Origin of the sequence: Arenibacter sp. F20364, assembly GCF_023015905.1 — a bacterium.
Classification (GTDB): Bacteria; Bacteroidota; Bacteroidia; order Flavobacteriales; family Flavobacteriaceae; genus Arenibacter.
Map to the genome: position 1 here is coordinate 14269 of NZ_JALKBD010000042.1, position 16258 is coordinate 30526.

13 protein-coding genes are annotated in these 16258 nt (G+C 34.4%); all 13 read right to left on the reverse strand.

Annotation, left to right across the window (positions count from 1 at the left end):
- Positions 1-73: 73 nt before the first annotated feature.
- A complete protein-coding gene (locus MWU84_RS21420) occupies positions 74-1168 on the reverse strand; it encodes a glycosyltransferase (protein ID WP_348647887.1) in 1095 nt (364 codons plus the stop codon).
- 62 nt (positions 1169-1230) lie between these two features.
- Positions 1231-3081, reverse strand: a complete 1851-nt coding sequence (gene asnB / locus MWU84_RS21425; RefSeq protein WP_246905573.1) for an asparagine synthase (glutamine-hydrolyzing) — start codon at positions 3079-3081, stop codon at positions 1231-1233.
- 13 nt (positions 3082-3094) lie between these two features.
- Positions 3095-4174: a glycosyltransferase family 4 protein gene (locus tag MWU84_RS21430; protein WP_246905574.1), complete on the reverse strand. Its 1080-nt coding sequence runs from the start codon at positions 4172-4174 to the stop codon at positions 3095-3097.
- 11 nt (positions 4175-4185) lie between these two features.
- Positions 4186-5370 (reverse strand): O-antigen ligase family protein, encoded by a 1185-nt coding sequence (locus MWU84_RS21435; protein WP_246905577.1) that lies wholly within the window; start codon positions 5368-5370, stop codon positions 4186-4188.
- Positions 5367-6440 carry a glycosyltransferase family 4 protein gene (locus tag MWU84_RS21440; RefSeq protein WP_246905581.1) on the reverse strand — a complete coding sequence of 358 codons (1074 nt, stop codon included), beginning with the start codon at positions 6438-6440 and terminating at the stop codon, positions 5367-5369. The genes MWU84_RS21435 and MWU84_RS21440 overlap by 4 nt, the downstream gene beginning before the upstream one ends.
- Positions 6437-7972 carry a hypothetical protein gene (locus tag MWU84_RS21445; protein WP_246905587.1) on the reverse strand — a complete coding sequence of 512 codons (1536 nt, stop codon included), beginning with the start codon at positions 7970-7972 and terminating at the stop codon, positions 6437-6439. The genes MWU84_RS21440 and MWU84_RS21445 overlap by 4 nt, the downstream gene beginning before the upstream one ends.
- Positions 7965-8981, reverse strand: a complete 1017-nt coding sequence (locus tag MWU84_RS21450) for a glycosyltransferase (RefSeq protein ID WP_246905592.1) — start codon at positions 8979-8981, stop codon at positions 7965-7967. Before MWU84_RS21450 ends, MWU84_RS21445 begins: the two co-directional genes overlap by 8 nt.
- Positions 8968-10251, reverse strand: coding sequence for a nucleotide sugar dehydrogenase (locus MWU84_RS21455; RefSeq protein WP_246905601.1), 1284 nt, complete (start codon positions 10249-10251; stop codon positions 8968-8970). Before MWU84_RS21455 ends, MWU84_RS21450 begins: the two co-directional genes overlap by 14 nt.
- Before the next feature lie 91 nt (positions 10252-10342).
- Positions 10343-11671 carry a UDP-glucose/GDP-mannose dehydrogenase family protein gene (locus MWU84_RS21460; RefSeq protein WP_246905604.1) on the reverse strand — a complete coding sequence of 443 codons (1329 nt, stop codon included), beginning with the start codon at positions 11669-11671 and terminating at the stop codon, positions 10343-10345.
- Between the two features lie 7 nt (positions 11672-11678).
- Positions 11679-12677, reverse strand: coding sequence for an SDR family oxidoreductase (locus tag MWU84_RS21465; protein ID WP_246905607.1), 999 nt, complete (start codon positions 12675-12677; stop codon positions 11679-11681).
- 420 nt (positions 12678-13097) lie between these two features.
- Complete coding sequence (locus MWU84_RS21470) at positions 13098-14525, reverse strand: DUF2264 domain-containing protein (RefSeq protein WP_246905609.1); 1428 nt, start codon at positions 14523-14525, stop codon at positions 13098-13100.
- A gap of 107 nt (positions 14526-14632) precedes the next feature.
- Entirely contained in the window at positions 14633-15661 is a 1029-nt protein-coding gene (locus tag MWU84_RS21475; RefSeq protein WP_246905611.1) for an NAD-dependent epimerase, read from the reverse strand.
- Between the two features lie 387 nt (positions 15662-16048).
- Positions 16049-16258, reverse strand: a 210-nt coding sequence (locus MWU84_RS21480) for a hypothetical protein (protein ID WP_246905613.1), incomplete at its 5' end; no start/stop codon positions are given.

A 16258-nucleotide genomic window follows, 5' to 3' on the forward strand; every position in this document is an offset into this window, starting at 1 on the left:
ACTTATGTTTTATTGGGTCAAAGTCATTACATATAATCCACTGTATAAGGTTGGGACATATGATTATAAAGTACTATTTTTTGGTTTTTACACTGTTTAGATAATGATTGACCTTGGTCATAAATGACGAAATATTCCTGCTTTTAAGATATTCATCAAATAGATTACGGTTATCTTCATGTGAGTTTAGAGCGAGTGTTATGGCTTTTTGGAGCTCTTTTTCACTGTTGGTTTCTGAAATCCGTATTCCTGGAATATTTTCTATTCCGCCGGCGCAAAGGGTGGAAACAACCTTAGAGTTTTGCGACATCATTTGAAGAAGAACATTAGGAAAGCCTTCAACCCTAGATGAAACAACGCATATTGTGGCTTTTTTAAAATAAGGATATACATTATCCACAAAACCTGGGAGTAATACATCGTCTTCAAGATTTAACTTGGTTACTAATCCCTCTAGGTTTGTCCGTTCTATGCCCTCACCCAGTATTAAAAGTTTCAAATCCTTAAATTGGGGCCTTAATTTGGAGAAAGCATTTATCAAGATATCATATCCTTTCTCTGGTATCATCCTACCAGCAGAAACTATATAATTCTCAGGTAAAGTAATTTTCGTTGTACAGGAAGCTTTTTTTGTTATCAGGTCAACATCAATGGGGTTGGGGATAACTTCAATTTTAGTGAGTTTGGTTATTTTAGGAAAACCAGTTATAAGTTGATTTTTCATCAACTCGGTTTGACTTATCAGTAAATTAACCTTTCTATATCCAATCCAATAGAAAATCTTATACGATAAAAGCTTAAGACCAGTATACCTAAGGAAAATAGAGGTGGACTCTCTTGCTACAAAGTGTTTGGTTCCAATAAGTCTAAGGCCAAGTAGTATTCCGATTAATCCATTTGTGTATACATGGGAAGTAAAAATATAATCGTAAGATTTATTTTTTGATCTTACCAAATTAAGAATCAATAGGAAAACAGAAATATATTTACGACTATATTTGGAATAATGTAGGGTTGTTAGAGGGCTTGAATCTTCCCAAGAATTTTTTAGCTTTTTGTTAAGAAAGTAAATGTCAATTATATCACTTTTGTGGAATGAGGCGACCATTTTTAAATATTGTTCGGCTCCTCCCATAGTGTCATTGGGTAATAGAATTAATATTCTCATATTCTAATTGACTTTTTGATTTAATCTTATCAGGAATGTTCTTAAAGGGAACGTTATAAGATTTACTTTATTTCCAAACCAACAGCGTTTTTGGACAACCACTGTTTCAAAACCAATAGGGCCCAAATGGTTGGATACTTATTAGCCGTCCCATCCATATGCTCATGTATGGTTGTTTTAACTTCTGGTATTTTAATTCCTGGTATTGTTTTAAGACCTTCATCACTTAGTTCACTTAGAACATAATCTTTTAATTCATTTCTAAACCAAACTTTAAACGGCATGGTAAATCCAGACTTAGGGCGGTCAAAAAAATCTTTTGGAACATGCTTGTACAATATATCCTTTAGAATTCTCTTCTGGTTACTCTTGTTAAATTTAAAGTCCGTAGGAATTGATCTCGAAAATTCAACCACTCTATAATCCAATAAGGGAGCTCTTGTTTCCAAGGAAAAAGCCATTGAAGCTCTATCTACTTTCGTATTAATGTCCCAGTTTAGATAGGTTTTTAAATCAAAATCTGATATTCGCTCGTATATATTTTTGTTTTCATGGTATAAGTATTTTCTTTCTTCCAGATCGCTTAAATCCGGTGTATTTACCAGCAAATGATTTTTAGTGTTAACCATCATGCCAAGGTATGCATCGTTTATGTTTTTGTTGTTTAAAACATTGGCTATTACTTTGCTCTTGTAGTATGGTACATTATTTAAGCAATTAACTAATATATTTCTGGCGAAATCTGGAATACTATAGGCTTTTTGAATGTAGTTCATCCAATTATATCGGTGATATCCCAAAAAACTTTCATCACCGCCATCGCCTGACAATGCTACAGTTACATGTTTTTTTGTATGTTTGGAAAGTAATAACGATGGAACGGCAGAGGAATCGGCGAAAGGCTCGTCATAGTACTCACTAAGGTTGGAGATTAAGTCTAGCCCCTCATTATAATTACATTCAATGACATGGTGATCGGTTTGCAAATGTTGGGCTACTTTTTGCGCATAGGCACTTTCATCAAAACCTTTTGTATCGAATTTAACCGAAAAAGTCTTTACCTTTTCGTTTGTGGCCTTGGTGGCCATTGCTGCTACCAATGAAGAATCTACTCCTCCGGACAAAAATATACCAACAGGCACATCTGCGAATAATCTAATTTTTACAGCATCGGACAATATGGACTCCAATTCGTTTTTAGCATCCTCATAGGATCCATCGTAAAGATTTGTGCCCTTATAATCCAAATCCCAATATGGTTTCTGGTTGTAAGAACCTGAATTTAGATCGTAAACAAAAGAATAACCGGCTTTTAATTTTTTAACCTCATTAAAAATTGTATCAGGATCAGGAATGGTACCCCAGCTAAGATAATTGTTAATGGATTTTTGGGAAATTGAAAGTTTTTTATTGAATAATTGAATGGCTGAGATTTGACTTGCAAATTCAAAATCCCTACCATTGACGTAGTAGTAGAATGGTTTTTTACCCATTCTATCCCTAGCCCCAAATAATAGTTGATTTTTTTCATCATAAATTACAAATGCGAACATCCCATTGAAATAATCGACACATTTTTCACCATACTCCATATACGCGGCACACATAACTTCAGTATCACTGGTGGTATTAAAAGAATACCCCTTACTGCCAAGTGATTTTTTTAAGTCTATATAATTGTATATTTCGCCATTAAAGACAATATGGATGTTGTCGCTATAGGTAAAAGGTTGGTTGGAGCGTGGGTCTAAATCGATTATGGCCAATCTATTGTGACCCAAAGTAACTAGGTTGTCATTTGATTCCAATTGACTAACCCCCATTTTATCAGGGCCGCGAAACGAAATTCTATTCAATTTAGTTTCGATTTCTTGTTTTTTATACCTAATCGTAGTTCCGTAAATTCCGCACATTTTATTGAATAATTTATTTTTTAACGAAAAAACCATGGAAAAGCTTTGTCCACTTTTCACCTACATTTTCCATCGAAAATTTATCTAATGATCCTATAGTTTGTAACCTTAAGGATTCTCTTAAATTTTTGTCTATGACCAGTTCATTTAATTTGGCGGTCATTTCTTCTATATTTTGATCACTAACCAATATACCGTTTACATTATTTTCAATAATGTCCGAAGGCCCCGAAATACAGTCGTAGGAGATACAGGCCATGCCCTGTGAAACCGCTTCAATAAGTACCATTGGCAAACCTTCATGCCGAGAAGAAAGAATGAAAATTTCTGAACTTGCCATAATATCTTTTACATCCGCTCTAAATCCAGTTAATATTATTTGTTTTTCTATACCCAATCTTCTCGCTTCCTTGATCAGGAGATTTTTTCCAACATCACCTTCTCCAACTATTTTTAATTTCCAGTCAGCATTTTGTTTCAGAATTTCTGAAACAATGTTCATTAAATTATCAAATCCTTTATGATGATAGCGATTAAGATTACCAACAGCTAAGATTACTTTTTCCCTTGGTGAATTTATATTGCCAACGAGAGAGAAGGAGCATGGGTTTGGCATAACTACAACATTCTTATTCTTATTCTTAAAAAAGGATAGATCAAATTTTGTTAGAATAGTAATTGCATCAGGAAGGCGATACATAAAGTTCCATAAAAACCATTTTGGAATTGTAACTTTTTGATTAAAGTGATTGAAATGTTCTGATACAACAAGTTTAATCCCATACAATTTTGAAGGTATAATCGTTGAATAACCCATTAAATCTATATGGGAACTAATTACATCTGGACGGTTTTTTTTTGTGAAATAGAATTTTAACAACAGAAAAAAACCTTTAATTATAGAAGAATTAATAATAAATTTATTGTGAAATCTAATTCTTTCAATAGAAGGGTGCAATGTATAATCGTCTCCTTCCCTAAAGGTTATTATCCTAACTTGGTTGTCATTTTCAGCTAAATGATTGGCTAATAAACTAACTACCCTTTCAGCACCTCCGGACTTCATTCTCCCTATTACAAAATCGATTTTCATTTTCATTTGGATTAGAACCTTTCAGATTTTAAATTTTCGCTTGAAATTAAGAATCCCAGCCATGCAAAAATTACTACCAGATAAGGTTGATTAATAACAGTTTGCAAACTCAACATAAAAATGCATAAAACAAAAAGTATTGATAGGGAAAAGTATCTTATTTCAACAGGAGCTTGGATTGATTTTCTGAATAACCAGAATAATAAAAATAAAAAGAAGACAAAACAGAAAATACCGGCATCTGACCAAACTCCAAAAATAGTATTGTGACCTCTAATTTCAACCGAATAATCAATTCCATTACCAAGGATTGGATGCTCGTAAATAGAGTTCATTAAGCCTTCGAACAAACGACCTCTTCCTGAATATTCAACTTTATCTGTTTCTAACGACAATAAATTAAATATATTCTCAACCCTATTTTTTTGAACTAGTGATAGTGATGTAGAATTACGAACTATATTGATTAGGCCAAATAAGGCAATTGGAATAAAAATTAGGGATAATAAAATTCTTTTTGGATTAAACAATTTGTGATAGGTTAATCCCAATATTATTAACAGAACAATAAACCCGGTTTTGGAGAAGGTCAAAATTAATGCGTACAGTGCCACGGCAGAAGCCCCAATTTTTAATATTTTTTGTAATTTTGTTTTTGGGATAAATATATGTTGGATGAATAAAAAAGTTAGTAAACATACTATGGAGGCATTGTTTGCATCTGCGTATACCCCGTCCGCACGCTCCAAATCAAACTTAGAAACTCCTTCAGTGTCCAGTGAAAAATTGTAACGCTGAAGAATTATTAGAAGAATACAAGAGACTAAGAAAACAACAGTGATTAGAATTCCTGTTTTTTTATGATTTTCGGGAATACTTAGAAACACTGAAAATCCTAGAAAATAAACAAACGGAATTGTACTTTTTAATATAGAAACAGGGTTGTCGTAAACTGCATTAGCTAATAGGCCCAGAGCCAGATATAAACAAAAAAACCATATCCACAATTTTATAGTAGACGGAAATGAATTGGCCTTTTTTATATATATGAATAATCCGGCGATGACTAGTCCAAAATTCAGATAGGGTATTGCCTGACCAATAGTCTCAGAAACATACCACGCTACAAATGTTGAAATATTTAGGGCGCTAGCAATAAACGGAACAAAAAAACATAATTCACCTATTCTTTTCATTTTAAAGGTTGTAATGATTTAAATAAATCTTCCCATAACCGCCCAACATTTTCAATAGAGTATTTGTTCAGACTATTAATGGCCTTAACACTAAGATTTCTTCTTAATTTTTCATCACTAAGTAATTGGGTTAACCCAACTTGCATATCTTTCATATCTTGGTCATTTATCAAAAGTCCATTTTCTTGGTGCACAATAATATCGGCAGGACCAGTTTTACAATCATATGCTATACACGCCATGCCTTGCGACATTGCTTCCAACAGAACCATGGGTAAACCTTCAAATCTTGAAGGCAGAATAAAAACTGACGATTCTTGCATGACTTTATTAATATCATTTCGGAATCCGGTAAAAATTATTTGGTCATTTACATTATATGCTGCCACCAACTTGGACAGTACTTCCAATCCTTTTTCTCCACCGCCCACTATTTTTAAACTCCAATCCTTATTGCTTTTTAATATTGGTGCAGCCAGTTCAATTAAATTGTCAAAGCCTTTATGGTGATATCTATTAAGATTGCCAATGGCCAATATCACGTTTTTACGGTTTATGGTATTATTCTTTAAGGGAATAAAAGTACAGGGATTTGGCATTACAACTACTTTGCATCCTTTACCTTCATAAAAAGGTTTGTCAAAAGATGTTAGCACAGTAATAATATTGGCAAAACGATAGATGAAATTTCTGGTGAATTTAGTTATATAATTACCTTTTTGTAAAAAAGTTATGTGCTCTGAGCAAATTATTTTTAATGAATATAACCGGGAAACTAGTATAGAAATTAAATTGGTTTCAGTTATAAATGAGATTACGATATCTGGTCGATTATTTTTTTCTTTATAATATTTTATCAAATTATTGGCACTTCTTAGCTTATGATTTTTAGGTTTACCTTCATGTAAACGTATTCTTGATATATTCTTGGAAATTTCATAATCATCCCCAGGATTAAAGGTGATAATTGATAAATTATACCCTTTAGTTTCTAGATGATTGGCTAGATTTACCAATACACGTTCCGCGCCGCCACCTACAAGGGAACTACATATAAAATCAATTTTCATTTTTTAAGTTTAAATATTTTCAAAACTCGATTGCTTATATCCCTAAAACCGGGGCTAACTATAAGCAGGGCTGTACTATAGAATACCAGTGCAATAAGAATAACTCCTAGACCGTAAAAGACTAGCCCTACAAAGCCCGATGCAATATTAAAAGGGAAATTGTTTATGATCAAATTTGTTAAAAACACACCTAAAACAAAGGCCAATATGAGTTTAGAGAATTCTTTCCAGTATTCCCATAAACTTATTTCAAATCCGTGTTTGAATAAATAATAAGGTCTCCAAATCAATATTATTAAAGAGAAACTAACCAAAGTTCCCAATAGAATTCCTGCCATACCCAAGCTTTGCACAAAATAAAGCGAGAATCCGAGGTTGATAATGCTCTGAGTTATTGGGGCCCAAGTGTCCGCAAACAGGCCATAAGCATCCTTAAAGTGATCTACTGGGACTCTTATTTGTAGGATAAATAGGTTTAATAGGAAAAGAAAAAATACATTCCTGTCAAGAATATATTTTTCACCAAGCCATATACCAATAAAAGGTTCAACGACATAAAAGAGCGTAATGCACATTATTCCTGCGATAAAAAAACGGAGGGCCATCATCTCCCAAAATACTTTCTTAATAGAGGCTTTATTGTTTTCGGCAACTAAGTTACCTATACCGGCCCCGGTTCCAGCAAATGCGGTATTGGTCAAGGAGGATAATTTACCAAAAATCAATTGATAATTACCAAAAAACGCAACACTTTCAACGCTTATAAAAATGAAAATCAATATTTGGTCGGTATTTGTAGTTACAAAATTCCCGAATTTATGGGCGCTAATTTGTTTTACCTTAAGTATGATATCTGGATATTTTTTAAACATAGCCTTTCCTGTGTCGTTGTTTAGCCATAACCAAGGATATTCCTTTATGATTCTTTTTCTTAAAAAAAAACTATATAATATGGAGAAAACCAGTTCCAACGTAATCCATGCCAAGAAGCTTTGAAAATAGAAGACGATTATAGATTGGATTACTATTTTTATTAAATTAAATGATTGAAAATAGGAGGCTACTATGTATGACTTTTGGTCTGCTTCAAGTAGAAACAAATGATAGTTGTAAAAATAACCCAGCAAGGAACTTACTAAAAAGGAAAAGAACACATAGTATATTATGCCTAGGGAAATGGATACATCCTCGAAAATTATTGGAAAGAATAAAGAAAGTATAATTCCAGAAATTATCAGTATTTGTCCAATTTTACGATACAAGTATCCAAATAAGCCAATAATGTTGTTTAATTCTTGGTAGTCTTTTTTAAAAATGGGTTTGTATAAGGAGAAGCCAACTGCAGTTCCAATTCCCAATTCCGCCAAATTTAGAAATCCAAGAAAACTTTGTAATGTAGCCGTAAGTCCAATGAATGAATCTCCCAATCCTTCAAGAAATATTTTTCTCGCAAAAAATTGGACTACTATATATAGGATATAGAAGAACAGACTAAACTTCACATTTTTTATGGCCTTACTTACCCTAGACATTTTTCTTGGATTTGAGAATTTGTCGCTGAATATCTATACGGTAGTTATTTATTTTTAAAAAAAAGCCATATAATGGAAAAGGAAGCACTTTTAACAAAAAGCCATAAAAAGTATAATTATCGCTTTTAAGATTTTCCGTAACAAGTTTTTTTATTTTTTTTCTATGGGAAAAGTCCTTATCAAGCCCGTTATTAAAGAAAAGTTGGTCATAGTGAAGGGTCAAAAATTTCACTAAGTACATCCTTGCATAAAGATTGATTTTTTGATTATATGTTTTGGTTTGCTCAACTACATACAATCCAGCATCAATGGCATTTAATTTTTGCAGGGTATATTTTCCACGAATTACGCTATCGGTATTTTCAACATTATAATTATAGAACGGATAATCTATAAACCCAATTTCATTAATGTTATTGACTATATCTATTGTGTAAAAAACATCCTGATGTATTTTATTTGGGATAAAGAATTTATTTTCAACCAAGCTCTTATGATAAATTCTTCTCCAGACAGCGAACAGCAAATTTTTAATAATGCGCTCCATGGCTACCTCCCTAGTTTCAATTGAAATACTATCGAAACTGCTTTTGGACTCCTTATTTTGATTGGATTCTATAGAACCACATTCAATCAATTTTAAACCAGTCTTTAGGGCATATGATAGCATGACCTCTATCATATTCAATTCAATCCAATCATCACTATCCACAAAGCAGATGTATTCTCCTTGTGCTATTTCAAGCCCTTTATTCCTAGCAATACTTGAGCCAGAATTTAATTGGTGTACAACTTTGATTCTTTTATCTTCAGCCTCTAATTTTTCACATAATTTACCACTGCCATCCGTTGATCCGTCATTAATTAACAGGACTTCTATATTAGAATATGTCTGGTTTACAATACTATCGATACATCTGTTTAGATAGTTCTCAACATTATATACGGGAATAATAATACTAACTAAAGGTGACTTCAAATCACCACTGTTTTTATTATAGTCGTCCATTAACCTTATCAGTTTTTAAAAATCCTTTCACATCGTATAAGACTCCGTTCGGCTTTAGTAATGCATTATAATCCAAATCTAAGAATGCTTTATGCGAAACGGTTAAAACAATGGCGTCAAAAGTTTGTTTTGGAATACTCATTGAAGTGGTTAAACCATATTCATGTATAACCTCCTCAGGATTGGCCCATGGATCGTGGATGCTAACATTAGTGCCATAGTTCTCCAAATTTCTAATTACATCTACGGCCTTTGTATTTCTGACATCAGGACAATTTTCCTTGAATGTAATACCTAGGACTAAGATGTTTCCTCCTTTTATTTTAAGGTCGTTTTGTACCATGAGTTTAATAATTTCCGAGGCAACATAACCACCCATACTGTCGTTCATTCTTCTTCCTGCCAATATTATTTCGGTATGGTAACCAAATTCTTGTGCTTTTTGAGCCAAATAATAGGGGTCCACCCCAATACAGTGACCACCCACCAAGCCTGGTTTAAAAGGTAAAAAATTCCATTTGGTTCCTGCGGCCTCAAGTACAGCATGAGTATCAATATTCATTAGATTGAAAATTTTTGCCAACTCATTTACGAAGGCGATATTGATATCGCGTTGTGAATTTTCAATTACTTTAGAAGCTTCTGCTACCTTAATTGAGGGTGCCAAATGGGTTCCTGCCGTAATTACGGAGGCATAAAGATCATTTACTGTATTTCCTACCTCTGGAGTAGATCCAGCAGTAACTTTAAGAATTTTTTCAACGGTATGTTCCTTATCTCCAGGGTTGATGCGTTCAGGGGAATAACCTGCAAAAAAATCCACATTGAATTTAAGACCACTTATCTTTTCCAACACGGGAACACATTCTTCTTCGGTAACCCCGGGATAAACAGTTGATTCATAAATTACGATATCCCCTTTCTTTAATACTTTTCCAACAGTTTCACTGGATTTATACAATGGTGTTAAATCTGGTCTATTGTTCTTGTCTACAGGTGTAGGTACAGTTACTATATAATGATTGCAATTTTCTATATCTTTAAGGTCAGCAGAGCAAAACAAGCCATTTTCATCATTTGGACTATTTTTTAAAACTGCCTTTAAAGTTTTGTCATCTATTTCAAGGGTAGAGTCATTTCCAGTCGTTAGTTCGCCAATCCTTTTTTGATTTATGTCGAAACCTACAACTGGATACTTTGTGGCAAATAAACGAGCTAAAGGTAAACCCACATAACCCAATCCAATAACAGCAATTTTAATCGATTTCATATATTTTTATTTACAAAGACATTTATTTTTTTAAAAACTTGTCAAAAGTTTAATTGTTTTTTGAGGTTAATACGCAATATATTAACATCTTCTATTTCTTACCTATTTGATAATATTCGAACCCCAGTTTTTTCATTAGGTCATCATTATATTGATTGCGCCCATCAAAAATAACGGCCTCTTTTAGTTGTTTTTTTAATTCTTCAAAATCAGGAGATCTAAACTCTTTCCATTCCGTAAGTAGAATCATGGCATCGGCATTATTTAGAGTGTCGTACTTGGACTTGCAATAAGAAACACCTTTTATATCTTTTAAATAAAAATGCTCTGCCTCTTCCATGGCTTTTGGATCATAAGCCTGTATTTTTGCGCCACGCTTCACCAATTCCTTAATGACATAAATTGCAGGAGCTTCCCGCATATCATCAGTCTCGGGCTTAAAAGCCAAGCCCCAAACGGCAAAGGTTTTTCCTTTTAAATCTTCACCAAATTTATTGACAACCTTATTGGCAATAACAAGTTTTTGCCTGTCGTTAACATCTTCAACCGAAGTAATTAAACTAGCTTTGTAACCGTGTTCTTCTGCTGTTTTTTTCAATGCCTTGACATCTTTTGGAAAACATGAGCCGCCATATCCCGAACCTGGATAGATAAAGCTATACCCAATTCTGCTGTCGGATCCAATCCCAATTCTTACCTTATTTACATCCGCGCCCACCAATTCACATATATTGGCTATTTCGTTCATAAACGAAATTTTTGTGGCCAGCATGGCATTGGCCACATACTTGGTCATTTCAGCCGAACGGACATCCATGGTGATCAATCTGTCCTGACTGCTTCTGAAAAATGGGGAGTATAATCTTCTCATTTTTTCGGTTGAATCCAGATTGTCTGACCCAATAACGACCCTATCGGGCTTCATAAAATCATTTATGGCATCCCCTTCCTTCAAAAACTCAGGATTGGAGACCACATGATATTCTATGGAAACGTTCCGTTTATTTAGCTCTTCTTGGATAGTGGCGGATACCTTATCTGCAGTACCTACTGGAACCGTGGATTTGTCAACAATAATTATAGGATGGGTCATATGTTGACCTATTTTTTTTGCTACTTGTAGTACATACTTTAAATCGGCAGAGCCGTCATCTCCCATAGGAGTGCCAACGGCAATAAAAGCCATATCACATTTTTGAAGGTGATTATTTAGGTTGGTACTGAAGTGCAAGGTGTTGTTTTCGGTATTTCTCTTTACCATGGCCTCTAAACCTGGTTCGTAAATAGGGATGATACCTTTTTTTAAATTTTCTATTTTTTTTGTATCAACATCAATACAGGTTACCGTATTGCCCATTTCGGCAAAACAAGTACCACTTACCAAGCCCACATAGCCTGTTCCAATTACTGTTAAATTCATTTAAATGCTATTTTAAATTTGCCCAATACCATTGTACAGCTTCCTTTAATCCTGACTCTATATTATATTTAGGATCGTAACCTAGTAATTTTTTTGCTTTTTCTATAGATGCCAGGGAATGGGGTACATCTCCTTGTCGGTTGGGGCCATATTTTATATCTACTTGTGCAATCTTTGGATCGTAAACACTCAGATATTCTTTTAATAAGGATACCAACTCTTTTAAATCTGTACGTTCTCCATATGCTACATTGTAAACGGTATTTATGGCCTCTTTATTATTACTGCTTATCGACCTAAGGTTCATTTGGATAACATTCTCTATATATGTGAAATCCCTGGAATAGCTGCCATCTCCATTTATGACAGGGGATTCGTATTTCATCAACTGCATTACAAATTTCGGGATTACCGCAGCATAGGCACCATTCGGGTCCTGTTTTCTGCCAAAAACATTAAAATAACGTAGACCTATTGTCTCTAATCCATATGTTTTGCTGAAAATGTCGGCGTATAGTTCATTTACATACTTGGTAATTGCATAGGGCGAAAGTGGCTTTCCAATTACATCTTCAACTTTTGGCAAGGCTTCGGAGTCACCATAAGTAGAAGAACTGGCGGCATACACGAAACGCTTTACTTTGGCATCCCTTGCAGCTACCAACATATTTAAAAATCCGGAAACATTAACATCATTACTTGTAATAGGGTCATTGATAGATCTGGGGACAGACCCCAATGCCGCTTGATGCAGAATGTAATCAACACCAGTACAGGCCTTCTGGCAATCGGTCAAATTTCTAATGTCGCCTTCAATTAGCTTGAAACTTGGATTTGTCATTAAATGCGCAATATTTTCTCGTTTTCCCGTTGCGAAATTATCCAAACAAGTTACTTGATTGCCATTTTCTAATAGTGCTTCACATAAATTGGAACCAATAAATCCAGCTCCTCCAGTAACCAATATATGGTTTTCTGGATTTAGGCGTGGTGATATGCTATTCATTTTTAATTAATTTTAAGTTGCAAAGATGACTAAAAGTAATTTAAAGTATAACCATTATTATTTTAAGTCGTAATATTCTCGATGAAATGAACCATACTGCATAATCTATTTAAAATAACCACTATAATATATAAGTTGATATCCCCAAAAATAGAGGCCAATGATGAATTATGTAACTTTAAGTTAGCACATTATACCAAAAAGTTGTTCTTAAAAAAGTATTGGAATTACTAGTATGTAATAGTACGATCTTTAAATTTTCTTCTTGTCTGCTACAATTTATAGGCCCTGTTGTTCAATGATCATATGTTGACAGGGCACAACATAAACCTGCACTTTATGTGATAGGTGATTGAAAAATATATTTTATGTGCATTCCCAGTTATATTAAAATTACACCCTGGATGTAGTTCTAGAATTTTATGGAGAACTTGGAACAGGGAATGCCGTTGAATATAAATAACCGTTATAAAGAGCGTTATGATTGTTAGGCCTAATGGGGCGATGCGCTATATATTCTTTTATTTTATTGTTTATTCCATATTTTACTAGCTTTGGCTGCGCTTTTTCTTTGTTATGTAACAATTCCAAATCAATTGTTTGAGTGGATTTGTCTCCAATAATTCTCCAACCAATAGTATTATTGGTAATTGAAAAATCATCAATTTCCACAGGTAATTTGACTTCTGGAGAATTCCATAGCGGGATATAGTTATCTACATAAAAAGCTACAATTAGAGAGCGCAAGGACCATTGGCAACTACCGGTTCCGGAGTAGGAGTCAAGAATACTCATATCGGGTTCAAAATAACCTTGGGTTACGGTTCCTTGTTGTAGTGAATTATTTTCGACGAAAAAACTCCAAGTTAGATCTAGAGCTCTAAAGGCCAGACCTGGGGGGATTTCATTTGGAACAATTAATGCACCTGTAATTAATGGGGCTGGCGCAGCAATACGGTAACATACACTTCTTCCCATAATGGGAAATCCATTTTCACTAAATAAAAATCGGTAGAATGCGAGGAATTCCTTATGTGTTTTTCTAATAAATTTGGGGTCTAAATCAGGGTCGATTTGGTCCAGCCAAAACAAACTATAATGTATAGCCCATGCGTTATAGTAATCAACCCCATTTGGAGGGTCATTAAACCATCCTTCGCCCAAATAGAATTGAGTTTTATAATTCTGGTAGGTTTCATAAATCTTTTGGTCGTAGGTCTTATCGCTATAACCAAGACTTTCGAGTGATTTGTGGATAGTAATAGGGAAGAGATTCCAATTATTATTTTCAATTTCTTTGTTTAAGGATTGGTTGAGCCAATTGGCAATTCGTTCTTTCTCCTTTGTTGTTAATGTTGTCCATATGAGGTCCCGGCTAATCCATAATCCGAGGGCTATATCTGCCGCCTCTACTATGCGTTGGTCCCTATTCTGGATATCTCCCCAGTATTCTGCATTGTTTGGATCCGTGCCTGCTAAGATTCCTTCGCGAAGAAGTGCGACAAGGTCTACTTCATTATTGTTGAGCAATACAATGTTTGGTTTTCCGCCTGATAACCAGGAAGCGGCAAGAGGAAAATAACGGGCAAATCCCTCTAAGGCATTTATTTTTCTTCCGTTGGAACTTAAGTCACCCGGATAATGGATTAAGGCACCATTTTTAGAGCGGTATTCATTAAAACCATTGGTGAAATAACTAAAAAGCTCCTGATATCTGACAAAAGGGGTGGCCGAATTTGAATTGCTTTTAAAAGCACTTTTGATTTTTAAATCGGCTTCCTTATATCCCTCAAATGGTTCTACAGCTTGTGTCCAACCTTCGACGGATCGATCTCTAATACCATTCAATTTTAACAGTGCTATTACTAAAGCTATGAGTAAAATGCTAGATAAGACAACTTTTACAATATTCTTTTTTCCTTGAAAGCCCATATTTATATTCGCTGTTAGGGTCGTTATTGTTTATAATATTCTTTGTACCATTGAATAAATAATTCAATGCCCTTTTGTATGGGCGTATTAGGTTTGTAATCAAAATCATTGATCAAGGCTTCTACATTGGCCCATGTTTTTTCAACGTCCCCCGCTTGCATGGGTAGGTATTCCCTTTTTGCCCTTATCCCTAAATTGTTTTCAATGGCCTCTATAAAGTCAAGAAGCTTGACTGAATTATTGTTGCCAATGTTATATATTTTGTAACTCTGCCGTTTGTTTATCCTCTCTTTGGTGTCTTTTTCTATTACTCGAACAACCCCTTCAGCAATATCATCTATATAGGTGAAATCGCGTTCCATTTGTCCTTGATTAAAAACTTTAATGGGTTTACCTTGAATAATAGCATCGGTAAAAAGGAACATGGCCATATCTGGGCGTCCCCAAGGGCCATAGACCGTAAAAAATCGAAGCCCTGTACTAGCAAAACCATAAAGATGACTGTAAGTATGGGCCATGAGTTCATTACTCTTTTTAGTTGCTGCATAAAGGCTTATTGGGTGGTCCACATTGTCTGTAGTCTCAAAGGGTACTTTCTTGTTCAAACCATAAACGCTCGAGCTACTTGCGTAAACAAGGTGTTCAATATTATAATGTCTACAACATTCCAGAATGTTCAGAAACCCCACTATATTGCTGTCTATATAGGCTTCAGGGTTTTCTAGACTATAACGCACTCCGGCTTGGGCCGCAAGGTTGCATACTACCTCAAAATGGTTTTTCTGGAATAACAAAGGTAGTGCCTCCCTATCTTCTAGATTTAAGCGTATAAACCTGAAGGAATCTGGATTTGTTCTACTGGTACTCAGTTTATTGAACTTTTTAGCATTTTTATAGGAAATGCCCAATTCTTTTAAGCGGTCAAATTTTAGATTCGTGTCGTAATAGTCATTAATATTATCTAATCCAATCACCTCATGACCCTTTTTCATCAATAATCGGGTTACATGAAAACCAATAAAACCTGCCGCTCCGGTAACCAATATTTTCATATATGTTTGTTAGGGATATTAATGGTATCTAAAATTGATAATGCAAATTTGAGAGTTTTTTTACAATTAATAGAACCTTGAACTTGAATTGCGATTAAAAACGATTATCAGTATTATTATTGATTTTATTACAGAAGTTTTAATCTTTTGCAACCCAAAGATAGGGGTTAAGATGAATAAAATTGAGAAACACCTCTCTTTTTGCCCGAATCGAAACCAATGGCGTATTAGTATTCAATTTCAGTTTGTAATTTTCATAGAGCTAATTTTTTGTAGCCGATCTTTGGATAATTTCTTTGGGCTATAATTCTAATCAAATAGTTTTAAAATTATATAAAAAAAGAGGCCATCTGGCCTCTTTTTCTGTTTTTCGATTAAAGTTTGATATTATTTTATTGTCAGCGCGTGCAAGTACACTTCCAAGTTGGTATATCCACTTGCATCGGTTTCCTTATTGTTATCACTTGCATCATTGGCATTTAATCCGTTTGCGTTTTCCCAAGTGTCACTAATCCCGTCTTTGTCGCTATCGTTTTGTGCGTTGCCCCCTGTTATGCTCGGGAAAGTACCGGAATTTACCAGGGAACCTAGACCAGA

What these genes read in the sequence shown, in the direction of transcription:
- MWU84_RS21465 (WP_246905607.1), bottom strand. Translation starts at nt 12,677, where the DNA reads ATGAATAGCATATCACCACGCCTAAATCCAGAAAACCATATATTGGTT.
- MWU84_RS21450 (WP_246905592.1), bottom strand. Translation starts at nt 8,981, where the DNA reads ATGGACGACTATAATAAAAACAGTGGTGATTTGAAGTCACCTTTAGTT.
- MWU84_RS21475 (WP_246905611.1), bottom strand. Translation starts at nt 15,661, where the DNA reads ATGAAAATATTGGTTACCGGAGCGGCAGGTTTTATTGGTTTTCATGTA.
- MWU84_RS21430 (WP_246905574.1), bottom strand. Translation starts at nt 4,174, where the DNA reads ATGAAAATCGATTTTGTAATAGGGAGAATGAAGTCCGGAGGTGCTGAA.
- MWU84_RS21445 (WP_246905587.1), bottom strand. Translation starts at nt 7,972, where the DNA reads ATGTCTAGGGTAAGTAAGGCCATAAAAAATGTGAAGTTTAGTCTGTTC.
- MWU84_RS21440 (WP_246905581.1), bottom strand. Translation starts at nt 6,440, where the DNA reads ATGAAAATTGATTTTATATGTAGTTCCCTTGTAGGTGGCGGCGCGGAA.
- MWU84_RS21435 (WP_246905577.1), bottom strand. Translation starts at nt 5,370, where the DNA reads ATGAAAAGAATAGGTGAATTATGTTTTTTTGTTCCGTTTATTGCTAGC.
- MWU84_RS21460 (WP_246905604.1), bottom strand. Translation starts at nt 11,671, where the DNA reads ATGAATTTAACAGTAATTGGAACAGGCTATGTGGGCTTGGTAAGTGGT.
- MWU84_RS21455 (WP_246905601.1), bottom strand. Translation starts at nt 10,251, where the DNA reads ATGAAATCGATTAAAATTGCTGTTATTGGATTGGGTTATGTGGGTTTA.
- asnB (WP_246905573.1), bottom strand. Translation starts at nt 3,081, where the DNA reads ATGTGCGGAATTTACGGAACTACGATTAGGTATAAAAAACAAGAAATC.
- MWU84_RS21420 (WP_348647887.1), bottom strand. Translation starts at nt 1,168, where the DNA reads ATGAGAATATTAATTCTATTACCCAATGACACTATGGGAGGAGCCGAA.